The following is a 25,589-nucleotide window of genomic DNA, read 5'->3' as shown; positions in this document are numbered from 1 at the left end:
GTAACAGAACAATAATCGATGGCATGCAGGTTTCGTTTATACATACTTTAATTTGCCTTATTGCCGGTATTGGCTTAATTGTGCTGCTTACCGCCAAATACCGGGTGCATGCGTTTTTCGCTTTAGTACTTTCGTGTTTTGTAGTAGGGTTAGGTATAGGTTTTCCGGTAACGGAGGTGTTAACAGCGGTGAAAGATGGTTTTGGTAACATCATGAAATCATTAGGGTTGCTTATTGTACTGGGTACTACTTTGGGAGTTCTGTTAGAATACACCGGTAGTACGCAGGTGATGGCCGGTTACTTTTTTAAATTAACGGGCCCCAAACACGCAGCCCTGGCCATGAGTCTTACCGGATTTATAGTAGGCCTGCCTATTTTTTGTGATTCGGGCTATATCGTGTTAAGCGGTTTAAGCAATTCAATGGCGCGCCGTACCGGTATCTCTATCGTGAGTACCTCTGTATGCCTGGCAACAGGACTATATTCAGTACACTGCCTCATGCTGCCGCATCCCGGCGCCTCGGCTGCCGTGGGAATTATTGGGGCCGGGTTTGGTCGGGTAATGGTGCTGGGGCTTATCGTAGCTGTGCCAGCGATGGTGGTAGGTTACATATGGGCGGTAAAAATGGGCAAGAGATATACTGTTACCGAACAATATCAACCAGAAGAAGAGCTGGCTTCTAACAATCAACCAGCTGTGCTCAATGCCTTTATGCCAGTTGTTGTTCCTATAGCTCTCATTGCTTCAAAAGCATTTTTGCCAAACGCCACCGGTTTGTTAAAGAATATATTAATTATGGGCGACCCGGTTTTGGCTTTAGCGGTTGGCGTTATGCTGGCTTTTACCTGCCGCCGTAACTGGAATAAAGCGGAGGTAGGTAAACTATTGCAGGACGGCGCAGAAAAGGCTGGCGGTATTCTGGTAATTATAGGCGCAGGCGGCGCATTTGGGGCAGTGCTAGCGGCTACCAAAATAGGCGATCATTTAAGCGCAGCCCTGCCGCTGGCACAGTTAGGTTTATTCTTTCCATTCATCATTACATCACTATTAAAAACGGCACAGGGATCGTCAACCGTGGCAATCATTACGGCAGCAGGTATTGTGTTGCCTTTGCTGCCGGCATTAGGTTTAAACTCAGAGCGCGGCCATTTACTCGCCGTGCTGTCTATGGGAGCCGGTTCGATGATGATATCGCATGCCAACGACGCTTATTTCTGGGTAATTGCTAAATTTTCGGGTATGGAAATGCAGCCGATGCTGCGGGTATATTCGGTGGCTACCGTTCTTATGGGTTTTACCGCCATCAGTATGGTTTACTTGTTATCAAAATTAATCAGTTAACCTTATGCACATCCTCGTCGCCCCTAACGCCTTTAAAGGCAGTCTCAATGCAAATCAAGCTGCCGAAGCAATTAGTGCAGGCTTACAGGCAAGCAAGCTTAATTGTACTACGCACATTTTCCCGATAGGTGATGGTGGCGACGGTACGGGAGATTTGCTGATTAAACATCTCGGCGGCAACGTCAAAAACATAAAAGTTCAGGATGCTTTAGGTAGAAATATTGAAAGTAGCTATGGGATAGCTGATGGCGGAACTACCGCAATAATTGAAATGGCTAATGCTGCAGGCATACGCTTGCTGCAGCCTGAAGAACTGAATCCGATGCAGGCATCTTCATTTGGCGTTGGCCAAATGATTAAGGCGGCCCTGGATGATGGTGCTAAAATAATTATCATCGGTATGGGTGGCTCGGCAACGGTTGATGGTGGTGCGGGAATTTTGCAAGCTCTGGGCGTTAGATTTTTAGGCGCAGACAGTAACGTTCTTCAAGCCAATCCTGAGCATTTATTAAAGCTTCATCAAGTGGATATTTCTCAACTTGATCCTCGGCTCGCAGCTACAGAAATTATTGTTTTGTGCGATGTTAAGAATAGCTTATTAGGGCCGGAAGGTGCTGCAGCTGTATTTGGCCCTCAAAAAGGAGCAACACCTCAACAGGTTATTAAGCTCGAAGAGTTTTTAAAAAAACTATCGGATGTAGCCAGGCAGGTAACTGGGCATGATATGGCCCTGGCACCGCACAGCGGAACTGCCGGAGGTGCGGCAGCGGGTTTATTTGCTTTTTTAAATGCTAAGCTTGTTGATGGAGCTTCGCATTTTTTGGAGCTGACTGGTTTTAAACAACAATTGCAGCAAAGCCAGTTAGTCATTACCGGCGAAGGAAGTATTGATGAGCAAACCCTGCAAGGTAAAGGACCATTTGCAGTAGCAAAGGCTGCAAAGCAATTAAATATCCCGGTTATTGGAGTTGCCGGTAAAGTGCCATTACAAAACAGCGCATTGCTAAACGCGTATTTTGATGTACTGATGCCTGTTTCTAACCAACCCCACACCTTGACTGAGGCAATAGCCTCCACCTATCTAAACCTGTTGCGCACAGGTATTGCCATTGGCAATATGCTGGCCTTAAACTTACAACTGATACCAATTATAGCTAACCAAAATAAATTATGAAACATCAATTAACTGCCCAACAAATAGAGAGTTATCAGCAAAACGGATTTGTGGTGATCGAAGACTTTTTATCTGCTGATGAACTGGCGCACTGGCGTAAAACGGTGATGTATGCTGTGGCCGAGCGTAAAGGCCAAAAAATGCCGGGTAAGGAAATTAAAGTGGGCGAATCTGATGGCATCAACGAAGACGCAGCTTATTACGGTAAGGTATTTGACCAACTACTCAACCTATGGCAAACTGATGCCGGCGTTAAAGAACTAATGTTTGATGAACGGATAGGTGAAATGGCTGCTACCCTTGCCGGTACAGACGGCATCCGCATCTGGCATGATCAGGCTTTGTTTAAACGGCCCTGGGCCAACCCAACGTCATGGCATTTAGATACGCCTTTTTGGTCTTTTTCAGACCGTAAGGCACTATCTATTTGGGTGGCTTTAGATGATGCTACTTACGAGAATGGCTGCCTCTACTTCATACCGGGTTCTTTCCACCAAACTGAGTTTGAAAATAAGGGCATTGGTAAAAATATGGATAGCATATTTGAAGTGTATCCGCAGTTTTTAAAAGTAAATTCGGTAGCCGCCCCCATGAAAGCTGGCAGTTGCTCATTTCATAATGGGCTAACCATACACGGTGCTGGTGCCAACATGACTAGTGGTTTCCGCCGAGCCATGACTTGCGCTTATATGCCTGACGGTAATGTATTTAACGGGCAAGCTAACATTTTGCCTGATGATTATCTGCAGACTTTAAAAGTAGGAGATAAACTAAATAGCGACGAGCAAAATCCGCTGATATATTCTCGCGCCAAAGGTAATTAAGCAATGCAGGTAAACTTTTTTTGCCCGCGTTGGGGTTTCGAAAATATGCCATGGCCGAAGTTTATTGACCGCGTTAAGCAAGCCGGATACCAGGGTGTAGAGTGGTTCCCTTACAGCGAGGACATTAACCCGCAAGAAGTAACTGCATTATTGAAAAGTAATAATTTGCAACTGGCCGTAGTGATGACTGTATTAGGCGATTATAAAACAACGGATGCATACATTGAACTTTTGCAAACCCAACTTAAAGCACATATTGAGCACTGCCAACCTGCCTTTGTAACCGCCCAGACCGGGCGCGAGTATTTTAACCAAGAGCAAATACAGCAATGTATAGACTGTTGTGCGCAAGTAAGTAAGGCTGCTAATGTGCCTGTTTACCAGGAAACGCACCGTAACAAATGGGCTTATGCAGCGCATGTAGTGCTGCCGGTATTACAGAAAAATGAAAAGCTCTGTATTACATTTGATGTTTCTCACTGGTTTTGCGTTTCTGAAAGTTACCTGGAAGACCAGCAGCCGGTTGTAAACCTGGCTATTGAGCGGGCAGCGCATATTCATGCCCGAGTTGGGCATACGCAGGGTCCGCAAGTAACCGATCCGGCCAAGCCTCAATATGCCAAAGCTTTGGCCGAGCATTTGGCCATTTGGGATAAATGGATTGAACGGAAGCGCAATGATGGCGCAAACTATTGTACCATAACCCCCGAATTTGGTCCGCCGCCATATTTCCCGCAAATTGACGATACACCAACTTGGCAGGAACAGTGGCGCATTAACTGTTGGATGAAAGATTTGCTGCACGAGCGCTATAATTTAAATAACAACCCATGAAGAGAAGACGATTTTTAATACAGGGCTCATTGGCAGCAACCAGTAGTTTGATGTTTAGCGCGTTACCCACATTGGCTAAAACGGTGCTCGAAACATCATTGGCTGGCGGTGATGACCTGTATAACTTGTTTAAAAATCCGGCTATGGGTTACCGTCCGTTTGTACGCTGGTGGTGGAACGGTGACAAAGTAGAAAAAACTGAATTGGCCCGCGAACTGCAGCTGTTAAAAGATGCAGGTATAGGTGGGGTAGAAATCAATCCCATCAAATTTCCGTCAACTACGGATGATATGGGTAAGCCCTCATTACAATGGCTTAGTGATGAATGGATTGCTATGCTGCAGTTCACTTTTAGCGAAGCTAAAAAACTGGGCCTTACCTGTGATTTAATAGTTGGTTCGGGCTGGCCTTTTGGTGCCGAGTATTTAGAAGGGGAAGAACGCTCGCAGGTTGTAGTTATTGGCACGAAACGGCTGGAAGGCCCGCTGGATTACGAAACATCGTTGTTTGATTTATTTAAAGAGGCCGATCCTAACTTTAGTTCGGTTTACCCGGGCAGGCAAATGGAAATGCTGTCGGTAAAGCTGGTGCCGGCACAACTTAATGCCATGAGCGAGGTGATCGAGTTATCGGACCAGATTAAATCGCAGGCTATTAAAATTAAAGTACCTGCCGGTAAGTACATTTTATATGGTACCGTTAAAATAAATGGCTCTATGGAGGTGATTAACGGTGCCCCCGGGGCAAACGGGCCGGTATTAAACCATTATAATAAAGCCGCAGTAAAGAAGTATTTGTACCACATGTCTGATACGATACAAAAAAAAGCCGGCCCTTTGCATCAGTACATCCGAGCGTTTTTTATAGATAGTTTAGAGATAGAGGGTGCTAACTGGTGTGCCGATATGGTATCAGAATTTAAAAAACGCCGTGGATATGATTTGATGCCTTACCTGCCGTTCACTATGTTTAAGATGGGATCGATGGGTAATACCTGGGATTACAAATATGGTGCAGCACTCGGCTCCGAACTTAATGAAACTATAGAGCGTGTCCGTTTTGATTGGGACCTGACCAAATCTGAACTGATTGAGGAGCGTTTTATCAAAACCTTTGTCGACTGGTGTAAAGATAATAAAGTGAAATCCCGTGCGCAGGCTTATGGTCGTGGTTACTTCCCGCTCGAAGGTACTTTTGATATGGATATCCCGGAATGCGAAACCTGGATTAAATACGGCCTGGGCAAAGAAATGAGCGAGAGCGATTACCGTATTGGCCGGGCTTATACCATGGTTAACAAATATGTATCGTCTGCTGCCCACTTAAAATCTAAAAGGCTCATTAGCTGCGAAGAGTTAACCAACACCGATATGGTGTTTAATGATACGCTCGAAACGCTGAAGGTAGCCGGCGACCAAAGTATGATCTCGGGCGTTACCCATCCGGTATTTCATGGCTTTAATTATTCGCCTGCTAATGCTCCGTTTCCGGGTTGGGTTAGGTATGGTACTTATTTAAACGAGAAAAACACATACTGGCCCTATTTTAAAAAGTTTACAGACTATAAGGCCCGTCATTCGGCTTTGCTGCAACAGGCAGATATGTTTGCCGACATTGCTATTTTGCCGCCAGTGTTTGATATGTGGAGCATCTTTGGTGCACAGAATGAACCCTTCCCTTCGTTCATGTATCCAACCTATCTCACCTTAATTTGGGAAGCCCTGCACCAGAACGGTAATGCCTGCGATTATTTGTCGGACGGAGTAATACAACAGTCGGCCATCAAAAACGGAAAAATTACTTACGGGCCGCGCAGTTATCATACCCTTTTTATGGTAGATGTACAGCGTATGCAACCTGCTACGCTCAAAAAGTTATACGAATTTACTTTGGCAGGCGGGCGCGTATTCTGCATCGAAAACCTGCCGGAAAAATCGTTAGGCCTCAGTAATCGTCAGCCACTCGACCAAGGGGTACAAGGCTGGATAGCTAAACTAAAAGCTCAGCCGCAGCAATTTATTTTGCTTGCCAAGCCGCAAACTAACGTAATTCAGTGGTATAAAGAGGTTCAGGTTAAATATGGCATAAAGCCTTATGTAGAAATTGATCAGCCTAATCGGTTTGTTAACCAGGTACGCTATCAGGCTAATGGCTCAGAAATACTCTTATTCGTCAATTCTGATGTGCAGGAGGCGCATCCGGTCAAGATTAAAGCCAGCACTGCCATCACCTCCGGTAAACAAGCCTGGCTTTGGAATGCCGAAACCGGCGAACGAAACCGTATAGAAACCAAAGATGATATGATTAGCCTTGATTTGGGGCCGGCAGATTCGTGCCTCATTGTTTATGATGACCACCACGAAGGGAAAGCGATGCAAATTAAACTGCTAAGTAAAGCTACACAAGTTAGTTTAAGCAAGTGGACTGTGCGTTTTAGTCATATTGATGGCAGTAACAAAACTACAATGCTCAACCAACTGCAAGATTTAAAAAATATACCTGAGTATGCCAGTTTTGCGGGTAACGTAATTTATAGTAGTCAGGTAACTGTGAAGGATGCTGCAAAATTTCAATACCTTAATTTGGGTACAGTATACGGTACATCAGAGGTGCTTATTAATGGTAAGCCTGTGGGCGTACAATGGTACGGCCGACGCATATTTCCGGTGCAGGGAATGTTGGTAAACGGTACTAATACTATTGAGATAAAAGTAGCAACGTCGATGGGTAATTATCTTAAAACACTGATTGATAACCCAAATGCACAAAAATGGACTAATAGCGTTAAAAGGCCCCAGCCTATACAGTCAATGGGATTAGTTGGGCCGGTAACCCTTTATTAAAACTTGTAATATATAATCGAATGAAATTTATAAAATATTTACTCATCGCATTTTTTTGCTTGTCGTCACCGCAATTGTTTGCTAAAGACTACCTGGCTACGATGTTCGGTATACACTCTGACGGGTTGGGCCTTAACACGCGCTCTATTCAGTTCGCGATAGATTACATCAACAAAAACGGTGGCGGGCGATTGGTATTTCATGTGGGCCGTTACTTAACGGGTAGCATCTACCTCAAATCAAACGTCACCATTCAGCTGGAAGAGGGTGCTGTGCTGATGGGATCATTAAACCCCTTTGATTACGACCAGCATGAGCTAACAGCACTCATCTTTGCCATTGACCAGGAAAATATAGGCATTACCGGCCGGGGGATGATTGACGGGCAGGGTAAAGCCGTTGCCCGTAACGTGATCGAGATCATAAACAAAGGTTTGATCAAAGATAAATTCAGGAGCGGAAGACCTGAGGTTGAAACAAGAGCTATGAATATCAGCTTTTTGCGTTGTAACAATGTACTGATTAAGGGTATTATGCTTAAAAATTCCGCCAGCTGGAATCAAACTTACGACCAATGCAAAAACATGAAAATGGATAGTGTTTACGTGGATAACAAGGACTATTGGAACGAAGACGGCGTAGATATTATTGATTGCGAAGATGTATCTATTACCAATTCGTTTTTTGATGCTGCTGATGATTGTATCTGCCTTAAATCGCATAACGCTAAGCACGTATGTAAAAATATTTTGATTAGCAATAATACAGTGCGCAGCAGTGCCAACGGTATTAAGTTTGGTACGGTATCGCGCGGAGGTTTTAGTGACATCCGGATCATTAACAACAAGGTGTATGATACCTATCGTTCTGCCTTAGCTTTAGAGGCGGTTGATGGGGGGTATATTGAAAATATTGTGGTGGATAGTTTGCAAAGTTATAACACCGGCAACGCTATATTTTTGCGTACCGGGGAGCGTTTTGCGAAAGGCAGCCGTTTTAATAATGTAACAATTAGTAACGTTTACGCAGAAATACCGGCGGGTAAGCCTGATGCCGGTTACGAGTATGAAGGCCCGATTGAGGATATGCCCCGTAACGTATCGCCGGGTATTATCATCAGCGGCGTTCCTAATTGTATCATTAAAAATGTAAAGTTGAATAATATTGAAGTTAAACACCCGGGCGGCGGCAATGCATTTTTTGCAAATGTGCCCTTAAACAAGCTCAACACCATTCCGGAAATATCTAATAAATATCCCGACTTTTCGATGTTTAAAGAACTGCCTGCCTGGGGGATGTTTGTAAAGCATGCAACGGGGCTGGAATTTAATAATATCAAAATAAGTAATGATAAAAAAGATTTTAGGGTGCCTGTAGTATTAGATGACGTACATGATGCCAAATTTAACGGACTAAAAGTCAACCAAACTGTAGCAAAAAAGCAGGATGTATTTCAAAATAACTCAACACAGGTATCCATTAAATAACTTCCAATAGTTATGGGGTGACATAATTTAGGCCTGTAGCCGAAATGACAATCTGTGTAATGCTTTTTCGGCCAGCCTTGTAACGATACTTTAATTTAAAAAATCCAGATCTCTTTTTTAGGTGTAATGATAAACAATGCTCTTAAAGCTCGGCCCGTAAAAGCACGCGAATGTGTTTTTGGCCGGGCTTTTAGGTGCAATTAAACTTTTGCTACAAATCTTCGGTTAGCTTGGTGATTTTTCTGATCATATGATCCAGCCGCTTGGCCTCTGCACAAAACATAGGGATAAGTTCTTCTTCTATTGAACAGTCTGACTGAATAAGCTCCGAGAGCCCTAATATATTAGCTACCGGAACACGCAGATGATGGGATTGTATCCAGGCAATTTCCCGAAGCTTTTCGTTTTGTCTCTCGATTTGCTCTAAATGTTCACGCTGGGCGGTGATGTCCCGTAAAAAGCAATTCACCCCGGTCACCTGTTGCTGCTCATCCAGAATTGGGTTAAAGCTTAACTCTTCAAAATATTTCTTCCCATCCAGCTCCCGCTCGCGAACCGTGAAGAAAGCTTCGCCTTTAAACGCGCGACGATAACTGTCCAGTATGGGCTGCAAAATTTCCTGTTCAAAATCTGCGTTTTTGATCGTGTCCGGCCGTTTTCCGGTTAGCTTTTCTACCCTGGTCCAAAATGCTTCGTTACCCGTAATGATATTGAACGCACAGTCTACCGACCAAATCAAATCGCGGGTGTTATTCAAAATAGCTCGCAGGTTTCTACCATCCATGGCTATTTTTTCGCGCATCAGCTTTTCTTCCGTAATATCACGGAAATAAATAGCCAATCCACTTTTAATAGGGTAAGCGCTGGCCGACACCCACATGCCATTAAATGTATTAAATTCTTCAAAATGTACACTTACCTGGTCACGCATGGCCCGGCTATACTCTCTAAAATAACGAAGTTCTTTTCCGTAAGGAAAAAGTTCCCAAACATTTTTGCCTAATAGTTTTTCCCGGTCGCGCCCCTGTACTTGTTCATACTTTTTATTTATGTAAGTAAAGTTCCAGTCGCGGTCAACCGTATAGAAGGCATCACTCATGCTTTCGAGCACATTTTCAAGCTCACCGGTTTTTTCTGCCAGTTGCATCTCAGTACGCACCTTTTTATCAATGTCAATCACTACGCATTGGTTCACTTCTAAACCTTCAAAAAAGGTTCGGTGAGAAAAGACACGAACATAAAAAGTATCGCCGTTTTTTTTGTAGTGCAGCCAGCGGCCCATATTTGTATAGCTGCCCTGAACTTGTTGTACAGCTTTTAAAAAAGCCGGAACATCCGCCTGCGGGCGTATGTCGGTAATCTTCATTTGCAAAAACTCTTCCCGGCTGTAGCCATATTGGCACGTAGCAGCAATATTAGCGGCCAAGACGCGAAAATCCCGGCTGTCGAAAATGAATATCGGGACCGGAATTTCTTCCAGTAAGCGGCGATACTCATCCCGGGTTTTACGGACATTGCTGAATTTTAAACCAGTCCAGCGGTACAGGATTAAACTACCAGCTAATAAGCCTAAAAAATTAGCCAGAAGCCGTAGCATTTGCTGATAGATTGTACCTACCGATACCGCCAGGTGGTTAATTAGCTGATCGGTCAACAGAGTCCAGCTGATGACAGCTGCAATCATGAAAAGCAGAGGCGTCCGATTAATCAATCGGCGCAGACATAGTTTTAGCATCTTCAGGTTTACAACTATAAGTTTTAAATATACATATTTATCACCTGAGATTTTAAGTATTAGTTATTTTCTACACAGCTTTAAATCGTTTATTGTACAATCATCCATATAAAATCAAATTAGTTTACGAATCTCTACAACTCATTTTTGTTGCCCCAGGGCAAAGCTGCTGCAATTTGCTGCTATAATACGTGGTTTTAATCAGAATATATTTGCAGCAGTAATTACGCTTGGTATTAGATATAGTCCTTTAGGATACCGATAGTTGCAATGGGGGCATTGCTTAAGTTAACAACCAGTTTTTTAAGTATAATGCCTTAAATAATATTTTACTTACGGCTGCCACATCAATAATTAATATGTTGCGATAGACAACTTATTATAATTATTTAAAGGCATGTAAATGAACACTGAAAGCAATGTAGTTTGCGTTGCTTTCAGTGTTCATTAGTGTTATTTTTTAGATTTGTTAGTATATAAAGCAATAATAGCAGTGCTTACCAAAACACCGGTTGCTAAGCTTTTGATGAATCCAAGCCTGTTGTACTTCCACTCCGCCGACCAGCCACGTTCTTTAAAAACATTAGGTACGGTTCCGTGTGCAAAATCATCAATGATACCTTCTACCGAATTTACACGATCGGCCAGTATCAGTCCCATCCAGTGCGCAGTAGTTGCTTCGCTATATTTATAAGCCCAGCGTCTGATGCTTCCGCTTAACCCAGTGGGTGGAGTGGAGGTGCCAAACACCCGGGTAACCCCAGGGCGTTCGATAGAGTGCAATACCTCCATTTTGAGCTGTTGCTGAGGAGGCTTTTCATAATTGATGCGCTCGTAATCGGCACCATTCCAGTGCTTCATCGGATAGGTTGGGTCGTTTTCGGGATCGGCATCCATGCCCCAACCGGGGATGTGATCTTTAGGAGCATTTGCTATCTTTCTGTCTATGCCGGAAATTTGAACCGGCTCTTTCTTCGTTTTTTCCATAACCGTATTGTTTAAGCCAGTGCGGCTCTTGGTGGAATTAAAAGTGGTTTAATGCAATTATCCCGCTTAGCAGAAAATATATGATAAGCATCCGAAATTTCTTCAAGCGGCAAACGGTGGGTAATAATGCCTTTAGGATTTAACCTGCCTGCCATCACATGATCAATCAGTTTAGGCAGTAACCTTTTAACCGAAGCCTGATTAGTACGCAGTGTAATTCCCTTATTCATCAAGCTTCCCATGGGCACCATGTTAAATGGCGGACCATAAACACCAATTACAGAAACGATGCCTCCCTTTTTAACTGAATTGATAGCCCAGTGCAATGCCGTAGCTGAGCCTGCCTGTAAGAGCAGCTTCTTACCGGTAATAGTTTGCATAGCACTACCAGATGCATCACACCCTACCGCGTCAATACATACATCAGCACCAAACCAATCCGTTTGTTTTTTAATAAATACCACCGGGTCGTCCATGTCTTTGAAGTTATAAGCTTCGCAGTAAGCATAGTTTTTAACAAACTCAAGCCGGTAATCTAAATGGTCGATCACAATTACCCGGCCGGCACCAAACAGCCATGCGCACCTGGCTGCCATAATACCTACCGGCCCGGCACCAAAAACAACCACCGTGTCGCCTTTTTGGATACCACCCATTTCGGCAGCCTGGTAGCCTGTGGGTACAACATCTGTTAACAAAACGGCATCCTCAATGTCCATCCCTTCCGGAATAACAGTGGGGCTCACATCGGCAAAAGGAACACGAACATACTCTGCCTGCCCGCCATCATAGCCCCCTGCAATGTGTGCATAGCCAAAAAAGCCGCCTACGGCCGTAGCTTCCGGATTGGACTCATGGCAGTTACCGTATAACTCCTGCTTACAAAATGGGCATGTACCGCAGGCAATGTTAAACGGTACCAACACGCGGTCGCCTACTTTAAGTTTCTGTACTCCCGATCCCACTTCTTCTACAACACCAGTAAATTCATGACCAAAAGTCATCCCAACCCGGGTGTCCGGTACCATACCATGGTACAAGTGAAGATCCGATCCGCAGATCAATGACCGCGTGACTCGTACAATTGCATCAAAAGGGTGTTCAATTTGGGGGGTGGGCTTATCCCGGTCGGCCCTGATCCTGAAAGGGCCCCGGTAATTCATTGCTAACATGATTACCTCCTTTTTTGGTATAGAACATTCCTGAAAGTGGTATGGTTTTCTTTTATTTTTAAATTATTAATCCTTTGTTAATATTTATGATTTTTTAGTCAACTAGCGTAATTGAGTATTTATGATAACATTGCTATAATTTTATAAATAATAAGGTTGGCTCAATTCCACGTCATTTAAAGGGTTGCTAAAAGTATTTTTAATATGTGACAGCAATTTGTAGCCATTGCTTTTAAATAGAAAAGACTAAAATGAGCAAATATTGATCAGGAAGATATATTTTTGATATGATCTACTATATTTAAAAAATGTCCAATTTCGAAGTCCTTTACCAGTATGTCGAAGAGCTATCCGGCTTGAAGCTTTCAGCGGAAGAAAAACAATTGTTTGTGACACACTTTAAACCAAAACGAATCCGAAAGCGGCAATTTTTTTTGCAGGAAGGAGATGTTTGTAAGTATACCGGCTTTATTGTGAAAGGTGCTGCAAAAACGTTTACAGTAGATGAGAAGGGGCATGAGCACATCTTAAAACTGAGCGTAGAGACTTGGTGGCTGGTTGACTTTGAAAGTTTTTATAAAAAAATACCAAGCCGTTTTAATATTGAAGCGCTTGAGGATATGGAGATTTTACAAATTACTCACGACGTTGTTGAAGAATTTATCAAGCCTATCCCTGCATTTTCTGCAATGCAAAACGTACTCAGTCAAAACTATACTATCGCCGTACAAAAGAGAACCCAATCGTCTATCAGTCAAACCGGCGAAGAACGTTTTCAGGAACTTGTTCATGATTATCCCCACTTTTTGCAGCGGTTTCCGCAAAATTTGATCGCATCTTATCTCGGCTTAACGCCGGAAAGTTTGAGCCGGATCAGAAAGAGCTCTTTAAAGTAAATTGATCTTTGGTAAGCGTATTTAATGACTTATGGTAAGATGCAGCTTCGTTGCAAGCTACATCTTTGAGTAAATTAAATACGAAAGATCATGAGCAAATTAAAGAACAAAGTCGCCGTTATTACAGGTGGCAATAGCGGTATCGGATTTGGTATTGCCGAAGCGTTTTATGACGAAGGCGGCATCGGAACCATTATTGGCAGAAATCAAAAAACTTTAACCCATGCCGCATCTCAGCTCGGAGGTAATTTTATCTCTATTAATGCAGATGTGACCAGCCTTGCCGACCTGGAAAGGGCGTTTAAAGATACAGCTGAAAAGTTTGGTAAAATAGACGTATTAGTGGCCAATGCAGGTGCCGGCACTACCGGAACTGTAGCAGATGTAAGCGAAGCTGATTATAATAAGACGATGGATCTTAATTTGAAAAGCGTTTACTTCACTGTTCAGAAAGCGTTGCCATACATGTCTGATGGTGGTTCCATCATCCTGATCGGGTCAAATGCCGCTCATCGGGCCTATCCATCATTCGGGCTTTACGGTGCTGCAAAAGCCGCCGTGATATTTTTGGCCAAAAGTTTCTCCAACGACCTGTTAGCAAGAAAAATAAGGGTTAACGTAATTACGCCAGGTACTACAGATACCCCTGCTTTTGACAAGTTTGTTCCGGCCGAACAGATTGAAGCTGTAAAACAACATTTTGCAGGTACAATGCCCATAGGCAGAATCGGGCAACCATCAGACATCGGTAAAACAGCGGTATTCCTGGCTTCTGATGATTCTTCGTTTATGCTGGGTGCCGAACTTATTGTTGATGGTGGGATGACTTACCTGGCTAAGTAATCCCTGTCAGTCTTAAACTCACATCCTTTCTGTAAATTCTAAAATCTTATTCAAATAAATAGTTTAATTAATAAGGTTGCTGTGGTAATTGTGCATTTAAGGTATACGTGTAGCTATTGCCAAACATTTTGCCCCGGCTGGTGCAAAATGTTTGGCAATTTTGCTTTGAGCCATGAAGCTGCTGAAAGGTAGTGAAAACGATTTACCGGCGAACAAACTTCAGTATCAGGAGGGATGAACGGTTTTTAAGGATTAGCTTTAACTTGAACAATCTGCACCATAGTACAGGTTGTTTTCTTATATGCTACTATTTTTTAACATGCTGTAAATATCGGTTTGTGCCAGGAGAAGTTTTGCCACCTCCGGAGGGCATACGCAGGGTTAAATCAATGGCTTGATTCAAAATACAAAAGGGGAATACTTGTCTGTATATTTTAAGGCAATTGCAGAAGGAGGCTGCAATTTCACCAAGATTTTTTAGTTTCGCAGCCCCGTTTACTTTTTACCCCTGTACAGCACCCGCATATGGATACTTATTTATATGGCATTGACTTCGGAACAACCAATTCGGCCCTGGCCATTTATAACGAAACCACCCGGCAAATCGAGCACACACTGCTGATTCCGTCGTTGATCTACTTTGCCGAACACCGGAATGCGGACGGATCGCCCAGCTTTGTGGTAGGTGAGGAAGCCATTGCCGCTTACCTTGCCGAAGGTATGAAGGGGCGCTTTATTAAATCTGTGAAACAGGTTTTGTCCCGGCCAAGCTTTACCGAAACGCGTATCCAAAACCGCCGATACAATGCTGCAGAACTGGTAGCAATCATCCTCTCAGAGCTTAAGATGCGGGCAGATCGCCTAACGGGTCAGGATGTGCGTAAGGCAGTCATCGGGCGACCGGTTCATTTTGATGATGACAGTTTACAAAAAGATACCTTGGCGCAGACCCGGCTAAGCAAAGCCGCCGCGCTGGCGGGGTTTAAAGATGTACGTTTCCAGTTTGAACCTATTGGCGCTGCCTTTGCTTACGAACGAACTTTAAAGCGCAGGGAGCGGGTACTGGTTGCCGATCTGGGCGGTGGGACAACAGATTTTACGTACCTGACCTTGGATCCGCAGAAAGCAGACTACCAGGACCGGAAAAGCGATATGATGGCTACCGGCGGAATTTATGTTGGTGGCGATAGCCTGGATGCGGCGTTTATGTGGGAAAGAGGAACGCCTTACTTTGGAAAACACACCCAATATGAAGCCACGCCGGGTAAGCGTTTAACCGTACCCAAGTCGCTTTTTGGCCGGATCTGTTCTTGGGAGCAAATGAACTTCTTTAACGGGCCGCGCATTCAAAAAGAACTGGAGGACTATTATTATTTTTCGGGCAAGGACGCGAAGTTTAAAAACCTGATGACGCTTATTGAGCACAACTTGGGCTACTCCGTCTTCCAGGCTATTGAGCAGGCCAAAATCTCACTATCGGGCAATGAACAAGCGGTGTTCAGGTATCATCAACTCGGTATTGATATTGAAGAGGATGTTCTGTTGGCAGAGTATGAGTCTATTGTCGGTAAGGAGGTTCGTCGGATTGCAGACTACCTGGACCAGTTTATGAGGGATAAGCATATTGCTCCAGGTGATATTGACAGCTTGTTTCTTACGGGCGGAACTTCCCAGGTAAAGAGCATCCGGCAACTATTCCAGAGCCGCTTTCCTGAAGCTGCGCTGAACACCGGAGATCACTTTAGGAGTGTGGCCACCGGGCTGGCTTACAGTGGCTATTTGTTTAATTCGAAGTAGAACTGTTCAACCGGAGGAAAGTTAAGCCCAGATAAGATAAATGAACGGGTTTTGATGGACCTTTTTAGTATGTTAATGTAAGCTATCAAATTCGCTTACCTATGAGTTTCGGGTTGCTTATAACTACGGAGTTTCTATAATATGACCATGGGTGAAATATATCAGCCACATTTAACAAGCTAAAGCCATGGTATTCATACATCGTTAACCGCGTGGCCCAATAATGCAAAACAGAAAAACTTCTGTAAACCTTACCATTTCATCTTTTTGTTATTTGTTGACGCTGGTGAAAAGACGACACCTTTGCAACTGCGACCTGTAACAGTTCACCGGCAAGCATCCACTGCGAATGGATAAGACATCGGTGTAACCTTCAACGTATTAATTAATCCGTCAAATAAAAAATATGAGCTACTGACAAATTGAATGGCCAGAAGTTTAGCAATATGCTTGATGGCAAAGAACACCATGCGTTACCATAATAATGCATGGCAGTCTGTAAACAGGATATTATCAAGCTTACCAGAAAAAAGATACCTCGTTATTTATTATGATTTACTGTGGATTGTGTTGCGCAGATACGGTGCCGTTTTGCTTTGTTTACTATTAGCAACATCTTCAGGAATACCTTGAGCCACTATGGTGCCACCTTTGTCACCAGCATCAGGACCAATGTCAACTACCCAATCACTTTTAGCAACCACCATCATATCATGTTCAATAGCAATCACGGTATTACCTGCATCAACCAAACGGTTACATTGCTTTAGCAACCGTTCTACGTCAGACGGGTGAAGTCCTGTGGTGGGCTCATCCAGTATGTAAAGCGTTTGGCCGTGTTGCGCCCGTTGTAACTCGGTGGCCAGCTTAATCCGCTGTGCCTCGCCGCCCGAAAGCTCGGTGGCTGATTGCCCAAGGCGCAGGTAACCCAGCCCCACCTCGCTCACCACTTGCAAGGCCCGGCTGATAGCAAGTTCTTCATCAAAAAAATCAGCTGCTTCATCAACCGTCATGTTTAGTACGTCTGCAATGTTCTTGTCTTTATACAATACCTCCAGCGTTTGCGAGTTATAACGGGTACCATCACAGGTAGGACAAGGGGCATATACGCTGGGTAAAAATAATAGTTCAATCATCACAAAGCCCTCACCTTCACAATGCGGGCACCGGCCTTTCACCACATTGAAAGAGAACCGGCCGGCATCATACTTTCGGCTTTTGGCAAGTTTAGTAGCCGCAAATAGTTTACGGACATGGTCAAATAAACCGGTATACGTAGCCAGGTTAGACCTCGGCGTACGGCCGATAGGCTTTTGATCCACCACCACCAGCCGTTTGATGTGCTGCATGCCATCAGTAATTTGTCCGCCCAGGGTTATCACCCTTTCGTCTGCCAGCGGGTCTGTTTCTTCCTCCGCCTCTGTTAATTTAAGCCCCAATTGTGCTGCTACCAGCTCAACCAATACCTGGCTAACCAGGGTGCTTTTTCCTGAACCGGATACTCCGGTTACGCTGGTCAGTACGCCAAGCGGAAAAGCGGCATCCAGTTCATTTAAATTATTTCTGGTTAAACCTTCCAGCTTTAGCCAGCCATTGGGTTTACGCACCGGGCCGGTTACTTTTGCGCTTTCATTATAGATATATTTTCGTGTAATACTGCTTTCAACTTTCTGCAAACCATCCGGCCTGCCGCTATATAATATCTGTCCGCCATGCTGGCCGGCGCCGGGGCCAACGTCAATAATCCAATCTGCATGCCGTATAATATCAATTTCATGCTCAACAACAAACAGGGAATTACCTGCGACCTTAAGCTTATCCAGGGCACGCAGCAAAGAGGCAGTATCGGCAGGGTGCAAACCGGCGGAGGGCTCATCAAGCACATAGACTACACCAAACAGGTTAGACCGAACCTGCGTAGCCAGTCGCAAACGCTGTAATTCGCCTGGTGATAGGGTGGGCGTATTGCGTTCCGGCGTCAAATAGCCTAAACCCAGGTCGAGCATAATATTGAGGCGTGCGCATAAATCTTGGGCAATACGCCGGGTAACAATTAATTTTTCAGGATGGTCGGCATGTTGTCCGCTTTGCATTTGGCCAGCAGCATACGGCTCAAATAGCTGGTGTAGTTGGGCTAATGTTTGTTTAGACATATCGGCGATATCCAAACCAGCAAATTTTACCGACAATGACTCTTTCCGGAGGCGTTTACCCAGGCAAAGCGGGCACTCACTGCTTAGCATATATTGCGCGACGCGTTTTTTCATCAGCTGACTTTGCGTAGTGGCAAAAGTCTGCATCACATAACGCTTTACACCGGTAAAAGTGCCCATATAATCGGGTTGCCGCTTATGCTTAATTGCTTTTTGGGTTTTTTCAAGATCCAGCCCCGGGTAAACAGGTAGCTGGGGCTGTTCATCGGTAAATAAAATCCAGTCTCTTGTTTTTTTAGGAAGTTCACGCCAGGGCACATCTACATTAATGCCCATGGATGTTAGTATATCGCGCTGGTTTTGTCCGCCCCAGGCGGTTGGCCAGGCTGCTACCGCTTTTTGGCGGATAGTCAGGCTATCATCCGGAACCATAGACTGTTCAGTAACCTGGTAAACACGGCCAAGGCCATGGCACTCGGTGCAGGCACCTTCAGGCGTGTTGGCAGAAAAAGACTCCGCATAAATAATGTCCTGGCCGGCAGGATAATCACCGGCACGGGAGTAAAGCATCCTTAACAGGTTAGATATGGTGGTTACACTACCTACCGAAGAACGCGTACTCACGGCGCCGCGCTGCTGCTGTAAAGCCACTGCCGGCGGCAAGCCTTCAATGTCATCCACTTCGGGAATAGACATTTGATTGAAGAGCCTGCGGGCGTAAGGCGATACCGACTCCAGATAGCGTCGCTGCGCCTCGGCATATAACGTACCAAAGGCGAGCGATGATTTACCTGAGCCAGAAACACCGGTAAAAACAACCAGCGCATCACGCGGGATATCTACACTAATGTTTTTCAGGTTATGCTCCCTTGCGCCTTTAACGCGTACAAAGCCGGTCAGGTCTGTTTTGTCCATAAAAAACGAACGCCAAAAGAGGCGGTTCTGTTTCGGATTCGTACTTTACAGTATGACAGAGGGATGCTTTTTTGTTTGTGAATATTTGAGAGAATGCCCGTTTTTGGGTTATAATTCTTTGCTTTTTCATGATTGCTTGTATCAGGCATTCTTTCTTTATCATGTGTGGTTGTTTTCAGTGTTTTGAAAATACGGCTTGATGTCTTTTTATTAACATCAACGAAAGCTGTTCGTCAAACACATGTAAGCTTACCAACCCATAGCTTTAAGTCTGGTGTATTAAAAATATTTTACACCAATATTAGCAGTTAAGAGAAAGTTTATTTTTATTAGATTTACAGAAAGATGTTATCATCTCTCGCTAAAGCAACCATTATAAACTATAAAATATCATGATAAAAATTAAGCGCCAGGTCTTGCTGCCGGCGGTGGGCTTTGCAATTTTGCTTAGTGCAGGAGTAGAAAGCTCATCAGCCCACACTGGCAATCCGGCTACTGTAGTTGTTAAAAGTGATACAACACAAAATTTAACATCTTACTTTACTTCGGCAACAGCAGCAAAAATCACACCCGACGCTGAAGGTTTTATCCACAGATGGCTGCTTCTGGAGCCTATTAATAAGCCCAACCGAAGCAACGTTGTCTTTACCGACAGTTACTTGAAAAAAGCGTTCACGAAGGAATATTTTCCAAATCAGTTTTCGGTTATACCCAAAAATGGTGAAAAAGTGATGGCAGATGGGCAGCAACTTGCCTGGCATGCATTAGAGAGTAAAAATTTTAATGTAAAGCTCTTCCGGTTTGCCTCCGGTTTAAAAAAGCAGGTTTATGGTGTTTTGTTTTGGACGGTAACGGTGGTAAACAGTCCCCGCGAGATGAAGGACGTTAGGTTGGCAGTTGGATCAAATTCAGCATCTATGTGGTGGGTAAATGAAAAAGAGACCCTGCTGCTATCAGGCGACAGACGTATGGTAATGGACGATGGTGTATCTACCCGCCTCACCCTGCATAAAGGAAAAAACATTGTACGCGGAGCTGTAATTAATGGTCCCGGAATGAGCGATTTTTGCGTCCGCTTTTTAGACAGCAAAGGCGAGCCGCTCAAAGACCTTACCGTAAGTTATCAATAGTAGCTGATCACCCTGTATTATATCTCATTTGTATGCCAATTCAAAATATAATTAAATTAAGATTAGCACTTATTATAACGTTGTTTACGCTTTGTTCAACAAGGCAGCTTACTGCACAGGTAGGAAAACCCTTTATACACGATCCGTCAACGATTACAGCGTGTGATGGAAAGTACTATACCTTTGGCACACGCGGCGGCGGTCTGATATCAGCAGATGGCTGGACCTGGAACCCGGGCGCGGAAAGGCCAGGCGGCGGTGCTGCACCTGATGTAGTGAAAATAGGTGACCGTTTCCTGGTTGTATATGGTGAAACTGGCGGAGGCTTAGGCGGCGGACATAACGGGAAAATACTCACTATGTGGAACAAAACACTCGATCCTAAATCACCTGATTTTAAGTACTCGCAGCCAGTGGTAGTGGCTTCATCTGATGGTTTAGAAGATAATGACGCTATAGATCCCGGCTTGCTGTTAGATCCTAAAGATGGCCGGCTCTGGTTATCCTATGGTACTTACTTTGGTTTTATTCGTTTGATTGAATTAGACCCTCGCACCGGAATGCGTAAAGCAGGTAACAAGTCGATCAATATTGCAATCGATTGCGAAGCTACTGACTTAATCTATCAGGATGGCTGGTACTACTTGCTGGGTACGCATGGCACATGCTGTGATGGTGCAAATTCCACCTATAATATTGTGGTTGGCCGATCAAGAAAGGTAACCGGTCCTTACCTCGACAATGTAGGGCGTGATATGCTGAAAGGCGGGGGTAAAATGGTTCTGGCTGCCGGTAGCCGGCTTATTGGCCCTGGGCATTTCGGGCGCATAGTTCAGGAAAACGGCGTTCAAAAAATGTCTTGCCATTATGAGGCCGACTTGGATCAAAGTGGCCGTAGTGTATTAGGTATACGCCCTTTACTATGGAAAAACGGATGGCCTGTTGCCGGCAACAACTTTAAAGAAGGAACTTATGAGATAGAATCAGAAAGAAGGGGATACGCGCTTGAATTAGGCGTTGATTTTGTACGTATGTCGGGCGGCATGCGCAGACCGGACCGCGACGCTGATGAACCGGTTAAACCGGTTCCGCCACAGGAGCTGGCGGATGTACTTAATACCTGGCCAACTGGCAACATTAATGTACGGACAGGCGATTACATGCATCGCCCGCATCAGCAATGGACCATTCAAGCGGTTCCGGGTGCTGGTGGATATTTAGGAGCACCTTATTATAAAATAATTATAACTGGTACAGAGAGAGCTCTTGCCGCAACTGCAGAAGCCGAGGTAGTAACGGTTCCGTCATTTACCGGGGCACCTGAGCAACTCTGGCAGATCGATCAGCTCACCGATGGCACTTACCGGATCATGCCTAAACTGGTGCCTCAGTCAAAAGACAGACTGGCATTGGTTTCTTTGGGTGATAGCACTCCAACACTTGCCAAATTCAATATGGATAGTGATAATTCTAAATGGAATTTCAAAACATATCTCGGCCTGAAATAAATAGGAGGTTTTGGCGCAAAGTTTAGTTCTGATAAAACTTAGCTGAAAAGCGGCAGACTTATCATAGCTGTTATATCATAGCAAGGGAATTACAGTAATGTTATAAGCCAGTAGTATTTTCAATAGCTTTTTTTAACTGTTTATGTGAAGTGTTTAAAAGAAAAAAACGTGAATATTTAGTTAAATCCAGCGCCATTCTTTAAGTATATTTTTTCAAAAACTTACTGTTAGTATAGCACTCAGCAAATAACAAGGCCTTTAAATTAAATGATTTAAAGGCCTTGTTATTTGCTAACAGTACCTGAATATTACGAGTCTTAACAACTTTCAAATACTCCGAAATTTAACAACAGGTATATAAAATTACACGGCTATACGTAATTGGTAACGCGAGGAAAAATGTAAGCTAAATACGTCAACCTTATAATAACTCATACTTAACTATTTTGTAGCGTTTTGGTTAAAAACGGCCTTTGAGTGCTGCTATGGCTGTTTTAAAACGTGAACAAATACAGCTGTTTAACATTTGGATACCCAATTAGTAACATTTGTGATACTTGCGCTAAGGCATATAAACATACTTTAGACCTCTGTAATAGCACTGATTTCAGAAGTATTTCGGCGCTGAATAAACCCAATTATAACCACTTATTAAAAAATAATTTATGAGAGTAACTTCTCATTAGCATGGCGTATTGCATCGTCAATGCAGGCATTACTAATCAACTCCAATTTTAATCAATTATAAAAGAGTATTAACCTAACAAACTAATTATGCAGTATTATTTACTTGTTAAAAAAATGAAATTATGCCTCCCGCTCATCGGGCTAATTTCACTTACTACTGCGGATGCAACAATTGCTGCTCCGGTAACACCACTAACATCACAGAATCAGAAGATGGCGGTACCGGTTACTGGTGTAGTTACAGATGAAACCGGTAAGGCACTTGTGGGGGTAACCGTAAGAGTTAAAGGTACTGCCGGCGGTCAAACTACCGATGATAATGGCCGTTTCCGTATCAATGCCCCGTCGGCCAACAGTACCTTAGTAATAAGCTACGTAGGTTACGCCAGTCAGGAAGTAGCTCTTGGTGGCCGTACAGAAATTACAGTTCAATTAAAACAGGCAACATCAGGTTCTTTAAGTGAAGTTGTGGTGGTAGGGTACGGTTCACAACGCAGAGCTACCGTAACAGGTGCCATATCATCAGTTAGTGCAGCAACGGTTACCATATTGCCCGTAGCTGGTATTGACCAGGCTTTGCAGGGCAGAGTTGCCGGTTTAAATGTTACCAACAACGGATCGCCGGGCAGTGCCCCTTTGGTTACTATTCGTGGTATCAGTTCAGTAAGTTTTGCTTCCGATCCGTTGTATGTAGTTGACGGCTTTCCGTTAACCACCGGCTTGCAACAGTATGATGCTAAAGACATTGAACGCGTAGACGTTTTAAAAGATGCGAGTACTGCAGCCATTTACGGCTCAAGAGCCACCAACGGTGTTATTATCGTAACTACCAAAAAAGGTTCGCGCAACGGCAAAGTAAATGTTACGCTCGATTCTTACGCAGGTGTACAAAGCCCGATCAAAAAGTTAGATTTATTAAACACCGATCAGTACCTGCAATACGCCAAAAACTTAGGCGTTTACGGGAGCATTGATCGTTTTAAACCGGCTAACTTTAATGCGCCTATATATGCCGGTGCCAACCAAACTTATGCACAAACCAATACCGACTGGCAAGATGAGTATTTTATAAAAAATGCTTTGTTAACAGGCAGTAATGTGGGCTTAAGCGGTGGTAATGATGTTTCGCGGTTTCACACTTCTGCGGGTTACTTCAAACAAAATGGTATTGCGCAGGCACTTAATTTTGAGCGTTTAAATTACCGAATCAATTCTGATCATATCATTAGTAAGGTATTTACTTTTGGCCAAAACCTTTACACCTCGGTAAGTCATCAACGTTATGATCCTACGCTTGCGGCCAATCGTACGTCAATCATCAACTTACTGAGAATGCCACCTTATATTCCGGTTTATGACCCTACTAAGGTAGGTGGTTTTCAGGGGCCTATAAGCAGCTTTGACGGTTCAGATCCTATTAACCCTATTGAAACAGCTTTGGTTGGTAATAACCGTATTAACTCTTTCAACTTATTAGGATCTGCTTATTTAGACGTTAATATACTTTCATCACTAAAATTCAGATCTACATTCGGAGTTAATTATTTAAATAACTCTACTTATAATTACACCCCTATATTTTTCGACGGTGGTACTGGTGTATCAACCAGTGCATCGGTAGGTTATCGCAGGCAGTCAACATTGGTTAAATTATTCACTCAGCAACTGAACTACGATAAAACATTTGATAAGCATCATTTGGGTGCAACCGCGGTTTTCGAAACACAATCGTTAAACTATAATAATCAGGTTGAAACTGGTAACCAGTCTACCAACTTAATTAAAACCTTAACAGGTGCTACTAATATTGGAGCTGATAACAGCGTTGAAAGCAACTTTTTAACCTCCTATGTAGGTCGTGTTAATTACGATTATGCAGGTAAATACCTCTTTCAGGCATCAATACGCAGAGATGGTTTATCAATATGGGCTCCGGGAAAGAAATATGCTAACTTCCCTGCAGCATCAGTAGGTTGGAAATTAGATCAGGAAGATTTCTTAAAAAGCAGTAAAACCGTATCCGAGCTAAAGTTAAGAGCAAGTTATGGCGAAACCGGTATCAATCCCAACTCATTAGGTAATTACCCTTACCTGGCACCGGTTCAGGCCAATGCCGCCGTTTATGCGTTCGGTAATGCATTAACACCAAATTCATCTTACATTGATGGTATAACTAATCCAAATTTGGAATGGGAAAAAACCAAACAGTTAAACGTAGGTGTTGATTTTGGTATCTTAAGAAACAAGTTTACCTTAACCGCAGAGTTGTTCAGGCGGCAGACCGATAACTTAATGATTGTTGTTCCAACTGCGAACAGCTTAGGCTTTTTAGGGTCTGGAACATTAGATAACGCCGGCGGTATGCGCAACACTGGTGTGGAGCTACAGTTAGGTTACCACAAAAATACGGGCGATTTTAAATATGATGTTACCGCTTTAGTAAGCGCTATTCGTAATAAAGTACTGTTTTTAAACACTGCAAGCGCATCTATCCCATCAGGAAACGACCCTGACTTAGGTGGTGGTGATGCATTTACCAACACCAGGGCAGGCGAAAGCGTGCAATATTTTTATGGTTGGGTTACCGATGGTATTTTCCAGAATGCTGCACAAATAGCTTCAAGTCCAACTCAGGCAAATGCAGCGCCCGGCGACATCAAATTTAAAGATATAAGCGGTCCAAACGGAGTTCCGGATGGTGTAATTGATAATTTCGACCGTACCAGGTTGGGTAGCTTCTTGCCTAAATTCACGTATTCGCTTAACTATTCAGCCTCTTACAAAAACTTCGATGCTTCAGTGTTTTTTCAGGGTGTAGAGGGCAATAAAATACTCAACACTCCAAGAATTATATTGGAGGGAATGTCGAGGTTGTTTAACGCCGGAACCAATGTGTTAAACGCCTGGACACCAAGCAATACCAACACCGATATGCCACGCGCTGTAAACGGAGACCCTAACCGTAATGGCAGGATATCATCTCGTTGGATCGAAAATGGTTCGTACCTGCGCCTGAAAAACGTGATAGTAGGTTACACCTTGCCTACCAGTGCCTTAACATCAGTGAGCAAGTCAACCATTAAACGTTTAAGAGTATTTGTTTCATCAACCAACCTGCTCACTTTTACCGGCTACAAAGGCTACGATCCTGAAATTGGTTCAAAGAACGGAACCTTGACCAATGGTGTTGATTTTGGACAATACCCGTCTGCTCGCTCGTTCCAATTTGGTATACAAGCTGGATTTTAATTACTGAGTAAT

At 43.7% G+C, this 25,589-nt stretch carries 16 protein-coding genes; 12 read left to right on the top strand and 4 right to left on the bottom strand.

The genetic code is table 11. The features are described from left to right. The first annotated feature begins 23 nt into the window (after positions 1-23). From AAGR14_RS17700 to AAGR14_RS17675, 6 genes are read left to right on the top strand one after another with little or no spacing between them, the layout of a single operon-like run. On the top strand, positions 24-1,343 hold the full coding sequence (locus AAGR14_RS17700) for a GntP family permease (RefSeq protein WP_342645573.1): 1,320 nt from the start codon (positions 24-26) through the stop codon (positions 1,341-1,343). Positions 1,344-1,347: 4 nt separating this feature from the next. Then, positions 1,348-2,517, top strand: a complete 1,170-nt coding sequence (locus AAGR14_RS17695; protein ID WP_342645572.1) for a glycerate kinase — start codon at positions 1,348-1,350, stop codon at positions 2,515-2,517. Next, positions 2,514-3,341, top strand: coding sequence for a phytanoyl-CoA dioxygenase family protein (locus tag AAGR14_RS17690; RefSeq protein ID WP_342645571.1), 828 nt, complete (start codon positions 2,514-2,516; stop codon positions 3,339-3,341). Before AAGR14_RS17695 ends, AAGR14_RS17690 begins: the two co-directional genes overlap by 4 nt. A 3-nt stretch (positions 3,342-3,344) precedes the next feature. Next, positions 3,345-4,175, top strand: coding sequence for a sugar phosphate isomerase/epimerase (locus AAGR14_RS17685; protein WP_342645570.1), 831 nt, complete (start codon positions 3,345-3,347; stop codon positions 4,173-4,175). Further along, entirely contained in the window at positions 4,172-7,018 is a 2,847-nt protein-coding gene (locus AAGR14_RS17680; RefSeq protein ID WP_342645569.1) for a glycosyl hydrolase, read from the top strand. Before AAGR14_RS17685 ends, AAGR14_RS17680 begins: the two co-directional genes overlap by 4 nt. A gap of 20 nt (positions 7,019-7,038) precedes the next feature. Beyond that, positions 7,039-8,505 carry a glycosyl hydrolase family 28 protein gene (locus AAGR14_RS17675; RefSeq protein WP_342645568.1) on the top strand — a complete coding sequence of 489 codons (1,467 nt, stop codon included), beginning with the start codon at positions 7,039-7,041 and terminating at the stop codon, positions 8,503-8,505. A gap of 211 nt (positions 8,506-8,716) precedes the next feature. Here AAGR14_RS17675 and AAGR14_RS17670 read toward each other — a convergent pair whose 3' ends face one another. The 3 genes from AAGR14_RS17670 to AAGR14_RS17660 form a co-directional block, all read right to left on the bottom strand. Further along, entirely contained in the window at positions 8,717-10,189 is a 1,473-nt protein-coding gene (locus tag AAGR14_RS17670; protein WP_342645567.1) for a PAS domain S-box protein, read from the bottom strand. A gap of 504 nt (positions 10,190-10,693) precedes the next feature. After that, a complete protein-coding gene (locus AAGR14_RS17665) occupies positions 10,694-11,227 on the bottom strand; it encodes a hypothetical protein (RefSeq protein ID WP_342645566.1) in 534 nt (177 codons plus the stop codon). Positions 11,228-11,238: 11 nt separating this feature from the next. Next, positions 11,239-12,399, bottom strand: a complete 1,161-nt coding sequence (locus tag AAGR14_RS17660; protein ID WP_342645565.1) for a zinc-dependent alcohol dehydrogenase — start codon at positions 12,397-12,399, stop codon at positions 11,239-11,241. A 308-nt stretch (positions 12,400-12,707) separates the two neighbouring features. Between AAGR14_RS17660 and AAGR14_RS17655 the strand changes: the two genes are divergently transcribed. The 3 genes from AAGR14_RS17655 (at position 12,708) to AAGR14_RS17645 (ending at position 15,935) form a co-directional block, all read left to right on the top strand. Continuing rightward, complete coding sequence (locus tag AAGR14_RS17655; protein ID WP_342645564.1) at positions 12,708-13,295, top strand: Crp/Fnr family transcriptional regulator; 588 nt, start codon at positions 12,708-12,710, stop codon at positions 13,293-13,295. 90 nt (positions 13,296-13,385) lie between these two features. Next, the gene (locus tag AAGR14_RS17650) at positions 13,386-14,138 is read left to right on the top strand and encodes a glucose 1-dehydrogenase (protein ID WP_342645563.1); all 753 of its coding nucleotides are present in this window, start codon (positions 13,386-13,388) and stop codon (positions 14,136-14,138) included. Between the two features lie 525 nt (positions 14,139-14,663). Then, positions 14,664-15,935 carry an Hsp70 family protein gene (locus AAGR14_RS17645; protein WP_342645562.1) on the top strand — a complete coding sequence of 424 codons (1,272 nt, stop codon included), beginning with the start codon at positions 14,664-14,666 and terminating at the stop codon, positions 15,933-15,935. Between the two features lie 548 nt (positions 15,936-16,483). Here the strand turns inward: AAGR14_RS17645 and uvrA are convergent. Then, positions 16,484-19,003 (bottom strand): excinuclease ABC subunit UvrA, encoded by a 2,520-nt coding sequence (gene uvrA / locus AAGR14_RS17640; RefSeq protein ID WP_342645561.1) that lies wholly within the window; start codon positions 19,001-19,003, stop codon positions 16,484-16,486. A gap of 392 nt (positions 19,004-19,395) precedes the next feature. On the opposite strand from uvrA, the gene AAGR14_RS17635 reads away from it, so the two are divergent. The 3 genes from AAGR14_RS17635 to AAGR14_RS17625 all read left to right on the top strand — a co-directional run bounded on the left by AAGR14_RS17635 (position 19,396) and on the right by AAGR14_RS17625 (position 25,577). Next, a complete protein-coding gene (locus tag AAGR14_RS17635) occupies positions 19,396-20,133 on the top strand; it encodes a hypothetical protein (protein ID WP_342645560.1) in 738 nt (245 codons plus the stop codon). A gap of 32 nt (positions 20,134-20,165) precedes the next feature. After that, a complete protein-coding gene (locus tag AAGR14_RS17630) occupies positions 20,166-21,641 on the top strand; it encodes a family 43 glycosylhydrolase (protein WP_342645559.1) in 1,476 nt (491 codons plus the stop codon). A gap of 801 nt (positions 21,642-22,442) precedes the next feature. Beyond that, complete coding sequence (locus AAGR14_RS17625) at positions 22,443-25,577, top strand: TonB-dependent receptor (protein WP_342645558.1); 3,135 nt, start codon at positions 22,443-22,445, stop codon at positions 25,575-25,577. The last annotated feature ends 12 nt before the right edge of the window (positions 25,578-25,589 follow it).

The organism is Mucilaginibacter sp. CSA2-8R, assembly GCF_038806765.1.
Lineage (GTDB): Bacteria > Bacteroidota > Bacteroidia > Sphingobacteriales > Sphingobacteriaceae > Mucilaginibacter.
Note: the sequence above shows the minus strand (reverse complement) of the source record. Positions and strands in the feature narration are given on the sequence as shown.

Bases quoted from the DNA above. Each gene is read 5' to 3' on its own strand.
- AAGR14_RS17665 (WP_342645566.1), bottom strand. From the start codon at position 11,227: ATGGAAAAAACGAAGAAAGAGCCGGTTCAAATTTCCGGCATAGACAGA.
- AAGR14_RS17635 (WP_342645560.1), top strand. From the start codon at position 19,396: ATGATAAAAATTAAGCGCCAGGTCTTGCTGCCGGCGGTGGGCTTTGCA.
- AAGR14_RS17700 (WP_342645573.1), top strand. From the start codon at position 24: ATGCAGGTTTCGTTTATACATACTTTAATTTGCCTTATTGCCGGTATT.
- AAGR14_RS17655 (WP_342645564.1), top strand. From the start codon at position 12,708: ATGTCCAATTTCGAAGTCCTTTACCAGTATGTCGAAGAGCTATCCGGC.
- AAGR14_RS17670 (WP_342645567.1), bottom strand. From the start codon at position 10,189: ATGATTGCAGCTGTCATCAGCTGGACTCTGTTGACCGATCAGCTAATT.
- AAGR14_RS17660 (WP_342645565.1), bottom strand. From the start codon at position 12,399: ATGTTAGCAATGAATTACCGGGGCCCTTTCAGGATCAGGGCCGACCGG.
- AAGR14_RS17675 (WP_342645568.1), top strand. From the start codon at position 7,039: ATGAAATTTATAAAATATTTACTCATCGCATTTTTTTGCTTGTCGTCA.
- AAGR14_RS17650 (WP_342645563.1), top strand. From the start codon at position 13,386: ATGAGCAAATTAAAGAACAAAGTCGCCGTTATTACAGGTGGCAATAGC.
- AAGR14_RS17685 (WP_342645570.1), top strand. From the start codon at position 3,345: ATGCAGGTAAACTTTTTTTGCCCGCGTTGGGGTTTCGAAAATATGCCA.
- AAGR14_RS17645 (WP_342645562.1), top strand. From the start codon at position 14,664: ATGGATACTTATTTATATGGCATTGACTTCGGAACAACCAATTCGGCC.
- uvrA (WP_342645561.1), bottom strand. From the start codon at position 19,003: ATGGACAAAACAGACCTGACCGGCTTTGTACGCGTTAAAGGCGCAAGG.
- AAGR14_RS17630 (WP_342645559.1), top strand. From the start codon at position 20,166: ATGCCAATTCAAAATATAATTAAATTAAGATTAGCACTTATTATAACG.
- AAGR14_RS17625 (WP_342645558.1), top strand. From the start codon at position 22,443: ATGAAATTATGCCTCCCGCTCATCGGGCTAATTTCACTTACTACTGCG.
- AAGR14_RS17695 (WP_342645572.1), top strand. From the start codon at position 1,348: ATGCACATCCTCGTCGCCCCTAACGCCTTTAAAGGCAGTCTCAATGCA.
- AAGR14_RS17690 (WP_342645571.1), top strand. From the start codon at position 2,514: ATGAAACATCAATTAACTGCCCAACAAATAGAGAGTTATCAGCAAAAC.
- AAGR14_RS17680 (WP_342645569.1), top strand. From the start codon at position 4,172: ATGAAGAGAAGACGATTTTTAATACAGGGCTCATTGGCAGCAACCAGT.